Origin of the sequence: Pseudomonas fluorescens (genome assembly GCF_900215245.1) — a bacterium.
Taxonomy (GTDB): Bacteria; Pseudomonadota; Gammaproteobacteria; order Pseudomonadales; family Pseudomonadaceae; genus Aquipseudomonas; species Aquipseudomonas fluorescens.
Map to the genome: position 1 here is coordinate 2,485,833 of NZ_LT907842.1, position 13,118 is coordinate 2,498,950.

Here is a 13,118-nt window from a genome sequence, read left to right on the forward strand (position 1 = left end):
CAATGAACTCCCGAATCAGTGGGTGATGAACTGGGCGCTGATGTAAGGCGCGTAGTCCGGCAGCACGGCGTCGACCTTGCCTTGTTCCTTGAGGAACGCGGCGGTATCCGTCACGGCTTTGGTGGTCGGTGCGCCCAGCAGCGTCACTTGGTCAGCGGCCAGTGGGTAAACATTGCCTTGCAGCAGCAGTGGGATATCGCTGGCCTTGGCGCCGGAGAGCTTCACCAGTTTGTCGACGTTGCTTTGGTCGGCGAGCCAGGCTTGTGGGTCTTTGCGGTACGCGGCGTAGGCATCCAGCGTGACGTTGGCGAAGGCGCTGACGATTTCCGGGTGTTTTTCGGCGAAGTCTTTACGCACGATCCACGCATCGAAAGTCGGCGCGCCGAACTTGGCCAGTTCGCCGGAAGTGATCAGTACCTTGCCGTTTTCCTTGGCCACACCCAGGGCGGGGTCCCAAACGTAGGTCGCATCGATATCACCGCGCTTCCAGGCGGCGATGATCGCCGGTGGCGCGAGGTTGAGGATGGTGACTTTCGACGGGTCGATGTTCCAGTGCTTGAGCGCGGCCAACAGGCTGTAGTGGCCGGTGGATACGAACGGCACGGCGATTTTTTTGCCGACCAGGTCCTGCGGGCTATTGATCCCCGAACCATTGCGCGCCACCAGGGCTTCGGCGCCACCGATCTGGGTGGCGATGAGGAAGGTTTCCACCGGTACTTTGCGGGTGACGGCAGCGGTCAGCGGGCTGGAACCGAGGTAGCCGATCTGCACGTCGCCGGAGGCGATGGCGGCGATGATGTCGGCGCCATTGTCGAATTTGCGCCAGTCGATCTTGGCGTGGGTGGCTTTTTCATACGCGCCATCGGCCTGGGCGACTTTGGCCGGGTCCACGGTGGTCTGGTAAGCGATGGTCACATCCGCCGCCTGGGCGAACAGGCTGGCACCGGCCAGGGACAACGCCGCCAGGAGGCGGAGAGGGACATGCAGTTTCAAGGGGAAGCTCCTCAATCAGGCGGCCGAGGGTCGGCGTGTGAGGAGACTAAATGATCTAAGAATCCGAAAATAAATAACATTTTCGAATTAGCTTATGAGGAGAAAGGTGAAAGCCGGTCTTCAGTCAAAGGAGGGCAAATGTGCGAGGGGGCTTGCGCCCGATGGCGGTGGGCCAGTCAATGAGAGGTGACTGACGAATTCGCTATCGGGAGCAAGCCCCCTCCCCTATAAAGCCCATTCCCATTAGGGATTGAGCGCGGCTTTTTAGTTGCTGATCGCCAGAATGCTCGCCTGGTACGAGCCGACAAACACATCAAAATCGCCCACTTCGTTCTGCTCCAGCTCCGCCTGTTGCGCCAGCGACGTGCGCGCCAGTTCTTCAAAGCGCGCCTGCTCGGCTGCCGGCAGCGGCTCTTTACGGAAATGCTCGGCATGCACCTCGCTTTGGTGCAGGGAGAACTGCGCAAAGCTCTCTTTGCGCTCGGCCATCGCCGCCAGCACTTGGGCCGAGGGCGTCAGAGAAGGGTCTTTGACCTTCGCCAATTGAGCGTCCAGTGCCTGGCTGTGTTCCTGGATACCGTGGCTCTCGTCAAGCAACGCGGCCAACGGCGCAATCTGCTCCAGCAGCTCCGTGGCCCATTCCTTCATGTCCACGGGCTGGCCGTCACGCTGCAACTGCAGGCCTGGGCGGCGACCTTCCTTGACCACACTGAGGAAGTTGGAGGTGGCATTACCGCACTCGTTGTTGGCGAACAGCGGGCTGTCGTTCAACGCGCAGTACAGCAGGAACGCGTCGAGGAAACGCGACTCCGGCAGGTCGATACCCATCGGCAGGAACGGGTTGATGTCCAGGCAACGCACTTCGATGTACTGAATGCCACGGGCCATCAGTGCCTGGATCGGCCGTTCGCCGGTGTAGGTGACGCGCTTGGGGCGAATGTTGGAGTAGTACTCGTTTTCGATCTGCAGGATGTTGGTGTTGAGCTGAACCCACTCACCATCCTTATGGGTGCCGACTTCGACGTAAGGTGCGTAGGGCGTTGCCACTGCTTCACGCAGGCTGTCGGTGTAGCTGCTCAGATCGTTGTAGCACGGCGTCAGGCCCGCCTGAGCGTTGCTCTGGTAACCCAGGTCGCTCATGCGCAGGCTGGTGGCGTAGGGCAGGTACAGCGTGTCGGCGTCCAACACTTCCAACTGGTGCGAGCGACCGCGCAGGAAGCCGGCGTCCAGCGCCGGTGAGGCACCAAACAGGTACATCAACAGCCAGCTGTAGCGACGGAAGTTACGGATCAGCGCGATATAGGCGGTGGACTGGTAGTCGCGGTCGGTGCCGACGAAACCTTCGGTTTCCTTGAGCAACGGCCACAACTGTTCCGGCAGCGAGAAGTTGTAGTGGATGCCGGCGATGCACTGCATGGTCTTGCCGTAGCGCAGGGCCAGGCCCTTGCGGTACACGTACTTGAGCTGGCCGATATTCGAGGTGCCGTAGTAGGCAATCGGAATATCTTCCTCGGCCGGCAACGGGCACGGCATCGAAGGGCTCCACAGGTACTCGTTGCCGAGTTTGCTGTAGGCAAAACGATGGATCTTGTCCAGGCTGCTCAGGGTATCGGCCGGGTTGGGCAGGGCGGGAGTGATGAACTCCAGCAGCGACTCCGAGTAGTCGGTGGTGATCAATTCGTTGGTCAACGCAGCGCCCAGGGCTTCAGGGTGCGGCGTTTGTGCCAGGCGACCCTCATCTGTGACGCGCAGGCATTCGCGCTCGATGCCGTGCAAGCACTGCTCTAGCAGGGAGAGGTGTTCGCGCTTGCCGAGCAAGGCCAGGCGGCGGTTGAGAAGTTCGCTCAAGTTGGATTCCTTCACGCGTCAGTCGCCCCAATATGGGGGTGGGCAGGACGGTCTACAAGGGTGAAGTTAAAACTGGCGTTATCGCCTGGTTTTGAGTCGATTTGACCCGCTTTGAAAAAGCCTACTTCACTCCATGAATTGGGCTATAGCGCAGCAAGAAAATTCCGACGATGTTGTCGCAGCGCCGAAATTAACTCAAATCGAGGGCGGGGAGCTATAGGACAGCGAAGGTGCCTTGTGCTTTTGCGACCAGTTTGTCGTCCTGGTACACATCCGCCTCGACCACCAACGTGCGTCGACCGGCGTGAATCACCCGGCTGGTGCACACCACGTCGCCGTCAGACACGGCGCGGATGTAGTTGATTTTGCATTCGATGGTTGCACTCTGCTGATCGAAACCATGGGAACTGGAGCAGGCCAGCCCCATGGTGATATCGACCAAACTGAAAATCGCCCCGCCATGGAGCTTGCCCGCGCGGTTGCGCAGGTGCGGCTCCAGGGTCAGGGCCACCTCGGCAACGCCTTCTTCAAGGCGTTGCAGGTGGCAGCCGATCAGCTCACTGAAGGCGCTCTGGGTCAAACCGGCTGGAATTTCCATCAACGTTTCTTCAACTGCTTGGCATTGGCGAACAGCGACGCCATGGCGTTGTTGCTCGGCGCGGCCGTGGCGGTTTCCTTGCGCGGTGCGTTGTGCTGCGACTGGCGCGGCGCCGAGCCAGGGCGTGCACCACGGGCTCCGTCGATTTTCTCGCCGGGGGTGTCGCTCATGCGCATCGACAGGCCGACGCGTTTGCGTGGGATATCGACTTCCATGACCTTGACCTTCACCACGTCACCGGCTTTCACCGCTTCACGAGGGTCCTTGATGAACTTCTCCGAAAGCGCGGAGATATGCACCAAACCGTCCTGATGCACGCCGATGTCCACAAAGGCACCGAAGTTGGTCACGTTGGTCACCACACCTTCGAGGATCATGCCCAGTTGCAAGTCCTTGAGGTCTTCGACACCGTCCTGGAACTCGGCCGTCTTGAACTCGGGACGCGGGTCACGGCCCGGTTTTTCCAGCTCTTGCAGGATGTCGGTGATGGTCGGCACACCGAAGGTTTCGTCGGTGTACTTCTTCGGGTCCAGGCGCTTGAGGAACGCAGCGTCGCCGATCAGCGAGCGGATGTCGCGGTCGGTCTCGGCGGCAATACGTTGCACCAGCGGGTAGGCTTCCGGGTGAACCGCGGAGGCATCCAGCGGGTTATCACCGTTCATTACACGCAGGAAGCCTGCGGCCTGCTCGAAGGTTTTTTCGCCCAGGCGTGCGACTTTTTTCAGTGCCGCACGGGTTTTGAACGCGCCATTCTCGTCGCGGTGGGTGACGATGTTCTGCGCCAGGGTGGCGTTAAGGCCGGAGATGCGCGCCAGCAGCGCCACGGAGGCAGTGTTCACGTCCACGCCCACGGCGTTTACGCAGTCTTCCACCACCGCATCCAGGCCGCGTGCCAGTTTCAACTGCGACACGTCGTGCTGGTACTGGCCGACACCGATGGATTTAGGGTCGATTTTCACCAATTCGGCCAACGGGTCTTGCAGGCGGCGAGCAATGGAGACCGCGCCACGGATCGACACGTCGAGGTCCGGGAATTCCTTGGAGGCCAGTTCCGAGGCCGAGTACACCGAAGCACCGGCCTCGGAGACCATGACTTTGGTCATCTTCATGGCTGGGTATTTTTTGATCAGCTCGGCGGCCAACTTGTCGGTTTCACGGCTGGCGGTGCCGTTGCCGATGGCGATCAGGTCCACGGCGTGCTTGGCGCACAGCGCGGCGAGGATCGCCAGGGTCTGGTCCCACTTGTTGTGCGGCACATGCGGGTACACGGTGGCGTGGTCCAGCAGCTTGCCTGTGGAGTCGACCACGGCAACCTTGCAACCGGTACGCAGGCCTGGGTCGAGGCCCAGTGTGGCGCGCGGGCCGGCCGGCGCGGCCAGCAGCAGGTCGTGCAGGTTGTGGGCGAACACGTTGATCGCTTCGGTTTCGGCGCCGTCGCGCAGTTCGCCGAGCAGGTCGGTTTCCAGGTGAGTGTAGAGCTTGACCTTCCAGGTCCAGCGCACGACTTCACTGAGCCACTTGTCCGCAGGACGGTTTTGATTCTGGATGCCGAATTGTTGACCGATCATGCCTTCGCACGGGTGCATGGTGCCCGGCAGCTCGTCGCCGACTTTCAGCGCGGAGCTGAGAATGCCTTCGTTGCGACCTCGGAAAATCGCGAGTGCGCGGTGGGATGGCATACTTTTCAGCGGTTCATCGTGTTCGAAGTAATCGCGGAACTTGGCGCCTTCTTCCTCTTTGCCGGCGATGACGCGGGCGCTGAGGATGGCTTCCTGCTTGAGGTAGGCGCGCAGTTTTTCCAACAGGCTGGCGTTTTCGGCGAAACGCTCCATCAAAATATACTTGGCGCCTTCGAGGGCGGCCTTGACGTCGGCGACGCCTTTTTCGGCGTCGATAAAGCGCGCGGCTTCAGTTTCCGGGGTCAGCGACGGGTCATTGAACAGGCCGTCAGCCAGGTCGCCCAGGCCGGCTTCCAGGGCGATCTGGCCCTTGGTGCGGCGTTTCTGTTTGTACGGCAGGTAAAGGTCTTCGAGGCGGGTCTTGGTGTCGGCGAGCTTGATGTCGCGCTCCAATTGCGGCGTCAACTTGCCCTGCTCCTCGATGCTGGCGAGGATGCTGATGCGCCGTTCGTCGAGTTCTCGCAGGTAGCGCAGGCGCTCTTCCAGGTGACGCAACTGGGTGTCGTCGAGGCTGCCGGTCACTTCTTTACGGTAACGGGCGATGAAAGGCACCGTGGAGCCTTCATCCAGTAGAGCGACGGCCGCTTCGACCTGTTGTGGGCGTACACCGAGTTCCTCGGCAATGCGGCTGTTGATGCTGTCCATAAAACCACCTGAAATTCTGAAAGCAGCTCGCAGGCCCGGAAAACAAGGCGTTGCGAGGCTGGTTGAGCGGCGCTATCGGCGCCGCTGCCTGGGTCGATAGGCTGCCTATTGACCCGCGAAATCGGGAAATTGCTGCCCGCCGCTGAAAAAACTGCTGAGGCAGTAAACAGTAAAGTCTGACAGTGCCCTGCACGAAGGCGCCGCATTATAACCAGCGTTCTGCCCTTGGGGGGTACTGCACCGGTGGTTGTAGGACGCGGGTTCGCTGGCGGTGGAGGAAAAATCTGCTAACAATGCACACGGTGCGTATAACGGCAGCTACGCCATAATGCGCGCCGAGATAAGAGGAGCATCTAATGAGCAGCACTGCACAAACTGCTGAAGGCGAAAAAATTCTCATCGTTGATGACGATCCGGGGCTGAGCAGCCTGCTGGAGCGTTTTTTCAACTCCAAGGGCTACCGTGCACGCGCGGTGCCGAACACCGAGCAGATGGACCGCCTGTTGGGGCGCGAAGTCTTCAATCTGGTCGTGCTCGACCTGATGTTGCCCGGCGAAGACGGCCTCACCGCCTGCAAGCGCCTGCGCGGTGCGAACAACCAGATTCCAATCATCATGCTCACCGCCAAGGGCGATGAGCTGAGCCGCATCAAGGGCCTCGAACTGGGCGCTGATGACTACCTGGCCAAGCCGTTCAACCCTGATGAGTTGATGGCCCGGGTCAAAGCCGTACTCCGTCGCCAGGCAGCTCCGGTTCCTGGTGCGCCGGGCAGCGAAGACGAAAGCGTCACCTTTGGCGACTACGAACTGTCGCTGGCGACGCGTGAGCTCAAGCGTGGCGAAGAAGTGCACATGCTCACCACCGGTGAATTCGCTGTGCTCAAGGCCCTGGTGATGAATGCTCGCCAGCCGCTGACCCGCGACAAGCTGATGAACCTGGCCCGTGGCCGTGAGTGGGACGCCCTGGAGCGCTCCATCGACGTGCAGATCTCCCGTCTGCGCCGGATGATCGAGCCGGACCCGTCCAAGCCACGGTATATCCAGACGGTGTGGGGCGTGGGTTATGTGTTTGTGCCGGATGGCACTGCAACCAAGTGACCGATGATTTGCAGGGGCGGGCATCCTGGCGTTTGACTCCATGAGGGTCGACGGGATGCCCGGCGTCTGCAATTCTGCGAGCGCCGCTCGTTCTTGCAAGGTGTCTAGCTGTCTCCTATGAAAACCCCGCTGTGGTTCCCACAAAGTTTCTTCTCCCGCACCCTTTGGCTGGTGCTGATCGTCGTTCTGTTTTCCAAGGCACTGACGCTGGTTTATCTGTTGATGAACGAAGACGTGCTGGTCGATCGACAATACAGCCACGGTGTTGCCCTGACACTGCGTGCCTATTGGGCTGCCGACCCCGAAAACCGCGAGAAGATCGCCAAGGCCGCCACCCTGGTTCGCGTCGCCGGAGCCGGTGTGCCGGAAGGCGAGCAGCATTGGCCCTACAGTGAGATTTACCAACGCCAGATGCAGGCCGAACTGGGTGAAGACACCGAAGTGCGGTTGCGTATGCATGTGTCACCGGCGTTATGGGTGCGCGCGCCAAGCCTGGGGCAGGATTGGCTGAAAGTGCCGCTGTACCCGCATCCATTGCGAGGGCAGAAGATCTGGAACGTGCTGGGTTGGTTCCTGGCGATCGGCTTGCTTTCAACGGCGTCCGCGTGGATTTTCGTGCGCCAGCTTAACCAACCCCTCAAACGCCTGGTATTTGCCGCTCGCCAACTGGGACAAGGGCGCAGCGTGCGCCTGCCGATCAGCGACACGCCCAGTGAGATGACCGAGGTGTACGGCGCGTTCAATCAGATGGCCGAAGATGTCGAACAGGCCGGGCGCGAACGCGAGCTGATGCTGGCGGGCGTGTCACATGACCTGCGCACACCGCTGACGCGCTTGCGCCTGTCCCTGGAATTGATGGGCAATCATTCCGACCTGACCGATGACATGGTGCGCGATATCGAGGACATGGACGCGATTCTTGACCAGTTCCTCGCGTTTATCCGCGATGGCCGTGATGAAGTGGTGGAAGAAGTCGACCTGACGGAACTGGTGCGTGAAGTGGTGGCGCCCTACAACCAGAACGGTGAGCAGGTGCGCATGCGCCTGGAGCCGATCCAGCCGTTTGCGCTGCGTCGCATTTCAATGAAGCGTCTGCTGAACAACTTGATCGGCAACGCTTTGCATCACGCCGGTTCGGGTGTCGAAGTGGCCGCGTATGTGTCCGGCGACAGCACCGCGCCTTATGTGGTGTTGAGTGTGATGGACCGAGGTACGGGGATCGACCCAGCGGAACTGGAAGGTATTTTCAACCCGTTCACCCGTGGCGACCGTGCCCGGGGTGGTAAAGGTACGGGGTTGGGGTTGGCGATTGTGCGTCGAATTGCTTCGATGCACGGCGGCAATGTTGAACTGCGCAACCGGGAAGAGGGTGGCCTGGAGGCGCGGGTGCGGTTGCCGCTTGGCCTGATGCTGCCAAGAGACGCGGTCTGACAAACAACTCGAATCAAATGTGGGAGCAGGCACGCCAGCTCCCACCTTGTTTTTAACGCCTGCCAAAGTTTGCTGCGTATCAGCCCTTACCCTTGGTCCGCGTCATATTCGGGCCACCACTCTTCTCCAGATGCTGAATGATGATCCCCGCCACATCCTTTCCGGTGGTGGTCTCGATCCCCTCCAGGCCCGGCGATGAATTCACTTCCATCACCAATGGCCCGTGGTTGGAGCGCAAGATATCCACGCCCGCTACGCTCAACCCCATCACCTTGGCTGCCCGCAGCGCAGTCATGCGTTCTTCCGGGGTGATCTTGATCAGGCTGGCACTGCCGCCACGGTGCAGGTTGGAACGGAATTCGCCTGGCTTGGCCTGGCGCTTCATCGCTGCAATCACCTTGTCGCCCACCACGAAGCAACGGATATCCGCACCGCCGGCTTCCTTGATGTATTCCTGGACCATGATGTTCTGTTTGAGGCCCATGAACGCCTCGATCACCGACTCGGCAGCAGTGGCGGTTTCGCACAGCACCACGCCGATGCCCTGGGTGCCTTCGAGCACCTTGATCACCAGCGGCGCACCGTTGACCATCTCGATCAGGTCGGGGATGTCATCGGGAGAGTGGGCAAAGCCGGTCACCGGCAGGCCGATGCCGCGACGCGACAGCAACTGCAGCGAGCGCAGCTTGTCCCGCGAGCGGGCGATGGCCACCGATTCATTGAGGGGAGACACCCCCATCATTTCGAACTGGCGCAACACCGCGCAGCCATAGAACGTCACCGACGCGCCGATCCGTGGGATCACCGCATCGAAACCTTCCAGTGGCTTGCCCCGGTAGTGGATCTGCGGCTTGTGGCTGGCAATGTTCATATAGGCGCGCAACGTGTCGATCACCACCATTTCATGGCCACGTTCGGTGCCGGCCTCGACCAGGCGGCGGGTGGAATACAGACGCGGGTTTCGCGACAGCACAGCAATCTTCATGCAGCACCTGGGGCAGAAATAGTAGAGACCGGGAACACCGGCTTGTCTTGAACGTACTTGACGCCGGGGTTGACCACCAACTGGCCGTCAATCAGCGCCTTGGAGCCCAGCAGCAGGCGGTAACGCATGGCCTTGCGGCAGGCGAGGGTAAACTCCACCCGCCACACCCGGTCACCCATCGCCAGGGTGGTGCTGATCACATAGCGCACCTGTGCGTGGCCGTTGGAGCTCTTGATGGTTTTCATCGTCACCAGCGGCGCCTCGCAACGACGGTGACGCAATTGCACCACGCTGCCCAAGTGCGCGGTAAAGCGCACCCACTTCTCTCCGTCGCGCTCAAACGGCTCGATATCGGTAGCGTGCAGGCTCGAGGTGCTGGCACCGGTATCGATCTTCGCGCGCAGGCCAGCCACTCCCAAGTCGGGAAGCGCCACCCACTCACGCAGACCAACAACGGTCAAATGGTCAAATGTCTTCAATATGGGTAACCGGTCAGTTCGCCCAGGCCTTGGGTGAAACCTCGGCCAGGGCTTTGAATGCAGGCTTGGCGAACCAATAACCCTGCATCAGAAATATTCCGCAGTCGGACAGAAAGTCACGCTCGCCGGCACTTTCGATGCCTTCGGCAATGACAGTAACGCCCAACTGCTCACAGATTGTGACAATCCCCTGGACGATTACCTGGCGGACACGATCCTGGTCGACATCGCGAATCAGCGCCATGTCGAGTTTGATCAAGTCAGGTTGGAAATCAGCCAGCAGGTTCAGCCCCGAATAGCCCGCACCGAAATCGTCGATGGCGGTCTTGAAGCCGAATTCGCGGTATTCACGCAGAATATTGGTCAAATGGCGATAGTTATCTACGTGCTCGCTTTCGAGTGTTTCGAAAATCAGCTGATTCAGCGGAAAGTTATGCGCGCGGGCCGCCTCAAGGGTGCTGCGAATACACAGCTCCGGTCGGTAAACGGCATTGGGCATGAAATTGATCGAAAGATGGGTTTGCATGCCCAGGGCGGAGGCGCCGGCAATCGCCTGGGTGCGGCAGCGTTGGTCGAAGCGATAACGGTTGTTTTTGTTGACCTGACTCAGCACTGACAACGCCCCTTCCCCGTTGGGGCCTCGCACTAAGGCTTCATGGGCGAAGATCGAATGGTCCCGAAGGTCTACGATAGGCTGATAGGCGAACGAAAAATCAAAACCCAGGGGTTCGCTTTGCTGGCAGCCCACGCAAGTCTGGTTGGGCGAGGTGAGTGAAGCAGGAAAATCGGTCACGGCGTATCCTCGCGAAAACAGGGTGGGTGCCTGGCGTATCTTAGGTGAGCGTTGGGGTTTATGCGTCGAAGCACTTCAACGGTAAAGTTGCGACATTTTTCAAAGCGAGGAATTCAAGTGGCTCAAAAGCAGGAAGAGGAAGAAAAGGTCCGTTTGGACAAGTGGCTGTGGGCAGCGCGTTTCTTTAAAACCCGTGCCTTGGCCAAGGCCGCCATTGAGAGTGGCAAGGTGCACCATCGCGGTGAGCGCTGCAAGCCGGGCAAGGAACCGCGCGTCGGTGATGAACTGCAGATTCGTGCGGGGTTTGATGAAAAGACCGTCGTCGTGCAGGCCCTGTCCGTGGTGCGCCGTGGGGCACCCGAAGCGCAGGCGCTTTACACGGAGACCGAAGCCAGCATTGCCAAGCGCGAAAACGCCGCGGCCATGCGCAAGGCCGGAGCGACCGGCATGACCACCGATGGCAAACCGAGCAAGAAGCAACGTCGCGATTTGTTCAAGTTTCGCGGCAGCGGCAATGATGATTGATTGCGAATCTCCAGCAACATGGCGATCAACTGCGCGCGCTGACTCTCCGCTATCGCGGACAAGCCAGCGCCCACCTGAATCGACTGCTTCAAGCGGCTGTGCGTATGACGCTCAATCGCCCGACCACTGGCAGCTTGCCCAGTAAGCCGAAGACCGGCGCCGTCAGCCGCAACAAAGCCCCCGACACCTTCGCAGCAAACGGCGTGTAATACCCCCAGCCCAGCGCCAACAACGCCAGCAGCATGCCGCCGATGTAATCGTCCTGTCCCCAATGCGCGCCCGCCACCAATCGCGGCATCATGAACAACAGCGCCAGGCCCCAGATCACCAGCACCTGGCTGATGCGCTTGGCAAACACCGTCATGAACAGCCCCCAGATCAACAGCACTGAAGCATGATCACCCGGGAAGCTCTGGCTGGAACGGTCCTTCAGCTCCCAGGTTTTCTCCAGCCCGGGGAAATAATCACTCATATGAATCGCGCCAGCGATCACCATCGACGGGCTGCTGTGCTGCCAGCCCATCTGCGCCACCAGTTTGGAAAAGAGCATGCGGATAAACAGCAACAGCAGCAAAATGCCGAAAAAGCCAAAAAACGCCTGGCGGACTTGAACGGCCTTGAACACCCAGTCGCCACGTATCAGTAGCATCAGCAAAATCACCCCGACGACCGCGTCAAATGGCCGCAAACTGGCCACAGCCCACACATGCAACCACACTGGGTTGCTGGCCAGCGGGTCGTTGAACAGATGAAACAGCCATTCGTCGAATAGCACACACAGCATCTGGCCCGTGGGCCACAGCCAAAAAACCAGCAGCCCGATAGCGAGTAGATTGCAAAAGGCCCACCCCCCGAGGTTCCACTTGGCTTGGAACAAACCCGGATTGTTCATAAACTGTCCCCCACTGCTCTAGAAAACCGCACCAAAATGGTGCTAAAGCGTCTAATTCTATAAACCTTGTAATTAATTTGTCATCAATTCAGATACCAGACCTATGACTGATCTACCGGATACCGACTTCACCCAACGCTTCATCTTCGACGAGAACGACGCCCGCGGCGAACTGGTCTCGCTGGAGCGCAGCTACGCCGAAGTCCTCGCCAAGCACCCCTATCCGGAGCCGGTCGCGCAACTGCTCGGGGAGTTGATGGCGGCGGCGTCGCTGCTGGTGGGCACCATGAAGTTCGACGGTTTGCTGATTCTGCAGGCGCGCTCCGAAGGCCCGGTGCCGATGCTGATGATCGAATGTTCCAGCGAGCGTGAGATCCGTGGCCTGGCCCGTTACGACGCCGACTTGATCGCGCCGGACGCGACCCTGTCCGACCTGATGGCCAACGGCGTGCTGGCGATCACTGTTGACCCGACGGAAGGCCAGCGTTACCAGGGCATTGTCGATCTCGACGGCGAGACCCTCTCGGACTGCTTCACCAACTATTTTGTGATGTCCCAGCAAGTCGGCACCAAGTTCTGGCTCAATGCCGACGGCAAGCGCGCCCGTGGCCTGTTGCTGCAGCAACTGCCGGCCGACCGCATCAAGGACGACGATGAACGCACCGACAGCTGGCGCAAGCTCACGGCCCTGGCCGGTACCCTGACCGCTGAAGAGCTGCTGGGCCTGGACAACGAAACCATCCTGCACCGCCTCTATCACGAAGAGGCCGTGCGCCTGTTCGACGCACAGGGCCTGCGCTTCCGTTGCAGCTGTTCCCGTGAGCGCTCGGCCAATGCCTTGGTCAGTCTCGGCCTTGAAGATGCGCAGAATCTGGTGGTGGAGCACGGCGGCAATATTGAGATCGACTGCCAGTTCTGCAACCAGCGCTACCTGTTCGATGCCGCCGATGTCGCCCAATTATTCGCTGGCGCAGGCATCGAGACCCCTTCTGACACCCGCCACTAAAACGTTTAAGCACAGGTAAATCACCTGACAAACGCCGGAATAGCGCAGTTCTGACGGGAGGGCCCTACTTTTTTTGGGCTTTTCTGGCATAATCCGGCCCACTTTTTTCGCGGTAGTAGTGCGCAACTTTCTACTACAAAACGTTTG

The 13,118-nt window shown here is 59.9% G+C and carries 12 protein-coding genes; 4 read left to right on the forward strand and 8 right to left on the reverse strand.

Annotated features, from left to right (window positions below; genetic code table 11):
- Nucleotides 1–15 precede the first annotated feature (15 nt).
- The 4 genes from tauA to CPH89_RS11490 all read right to left on the reverse strand — a co-directional run bounded on the left by tauA (nucleotide 16) and on the right by CPH89_RS11490 (nucleotide 5,763).
- Entirely contained in the window at nucleotides 16–993 is a 978-nt protein-coding gene (tauA, locus tag CPH89_RS11475) for a taurine ABC transporter substrate-binding protein (protein WP_053255741.1), read from the reverse strand.
- A gap of 264 nt (nucleotides 994–1,257) precedes the next feature.
- Nucleotides 1,258–2,841, reverse strand: a complete 1,584-nt coding sequence (gshA, locus tag CPH89_RS11480; RefSeq protein WP_053255742.1) for a glutamate--cysteine ligase — start codon at nucleotides 2,839–2,841, stop codon at nucleotides 1,258–1,260.
- 214 nt (nucleotides 2,842–3,055) lie between these two features.
- Nucleotides 3,056–3,439, reverse strand: a complete 384-nt coding sequence (locus CPH89_RS11485; protein ID WP_053255743.1) for a PaaI family thioesterase — start codon at nucleotides 3,437–3,439, stop codon at nucleotides 3,056–3,058.
- The gene (locus CPH89_RS11490; RefSeq protein WP_053255744.1) at nucleotides 3,439–5,763 is read right to left on the reverse strand and encodes a Tex family protein; all 2,325 of its coding nucleotides are present in this window, start codon (nucleotides 5,761–5,763) and stop codon (nucleotides 3,439–3,441) included. Before CPH89_RS11490 ends, CPH89_RS11485 begins: the two co-directional genes overlap by 1 nt.
- Nucleotides 5,764–6,119: 356 nt before the next feature.
- On the opposite strand from CPH89_RS11490, the gene ompR reads away from it, so the two are divergent.
- Nucleotides 6,120–6,860, forward strand: a complete 741-nt coding sequence (gene ompR, locus CPH89_RS11495) for an osmolarity response regulator transcription factor OmpR (protein ID WP_053255745.1) — start codon at nucleotides 6,120–6,122, stop codon at nucleotides 6,858–6,860.
- Nucleotides 6,861–6,977: 117 nt separating this feature from the next.
- On the forward strand, nucleotides 6,978–8,291 hold the full coding sequence (locus CPH89_RS11500; protein ID WP_053255746.1) for an ATP-binding protein: 1,314 nt from the start codon (nucleotides 6,978–6,980) through the stop codon (nucleotides 8,289–8,291).
- A gap of 79 nt (nucleotides 8,292–8,370) precedes the next feature.
- Here the strand turns inward: CPH89_RS11500 and rimK are convergent, their stop codons facing one another.
- From rimK to rimA, 3 genes are read right to left on the reverse strand one after another with little or no spacing between them, the layout of a single operon-like run.
- The gene (rimK, locus tag CPH89_RS11505) at nucleotides 8,371–9,276 is read right to left on the reverse strand and encodes a 30S ribosomal protein S6--L-glutamate ligase (protein ID WP_003213178.1); all 906 of its coding nucleotides are present in this window, start codon (nucleotides 9,274–9,276) and stop codon (nucleotides 8,371–8,373) included.
- Entirely contained in the window at nucleotides 9,273–9,755 is a 483-nt protein-coding gene (gene rimB, locus CPH89_RS11510; RefSeq protein ID WP_053255747.1) for a retropepsin-like aspartic endopeptidase RimB, read from the reverse strand. The genes rimK and rimB overlap by 4 nt, the downstream gene beginning before the upstream one ends.
- Before the next feature lie 13 nt (nucleotides 9,756–9,768).
- Entirely contained in the window at nucleotides 9,769–10,548 is a 780-nt protein-coding gene (gene rimA, locus CPH89_RS11515) for a S6 modification regulatory phosphodiesterase RimA (protein ID WP_053255748.1), read from the reverse strand.
- Between the two features lie 117 nt (nucleotides 10,549–10,665).
- Here rimA and CPH89_RS11520 point away from each other — a divergent pair, with 117 nt between their 5' ends.
- On the forward strand, nucleotides 10,666–11,073 hold the full coding sequence (locus tag CPH89_RS11520; protein ID WP_053255749.1) for an RNA-binding S4 domain-containing protein: 408 nt from the start codon (nucleotides 10,666–10,668) through the stop codon (nucleotides 11,071–11,073).
- 88 nt (nucleotides 11,074–11,161) lie between these two features.
- Here the strand turns inward: CPH89_RS11520 and CPH89_RS11525 are convergent, their stop codons facing one another.
- A complete protein-coding gene (locus tag CPH89_RS11525) occupies nucleotides 11,162–11,965 on the reverse strand; it encodes a phosphatase PAP2 family protein (protein WP_053255750.1) in 804 nt (267 codons plus the stop codon).
- Nucleotides 11,966–12,068: 103 nt separating this feature from the next.
- Here CPH89_RS11525 and hslO point away from each other — a divergent pair, with 103 nt between their 5' ends.
- The gene (gene hslO, locus CPH89_RS11530; protein ID WP_053255751.1) at nucleotides 12,069–12,971 is read left to right on the forward strand and encodes an Hsp33 family molecular chaperone HslO; all 903 of its coding nucleotides are present in this window, start codon (nucleotides 12,069–12,071) and stop codon (nucleotides 12,969–12,971) included.
- The last annotated feature ends 147 nt before the right edge of the window (nucleotides 12,972–13,118 follow it).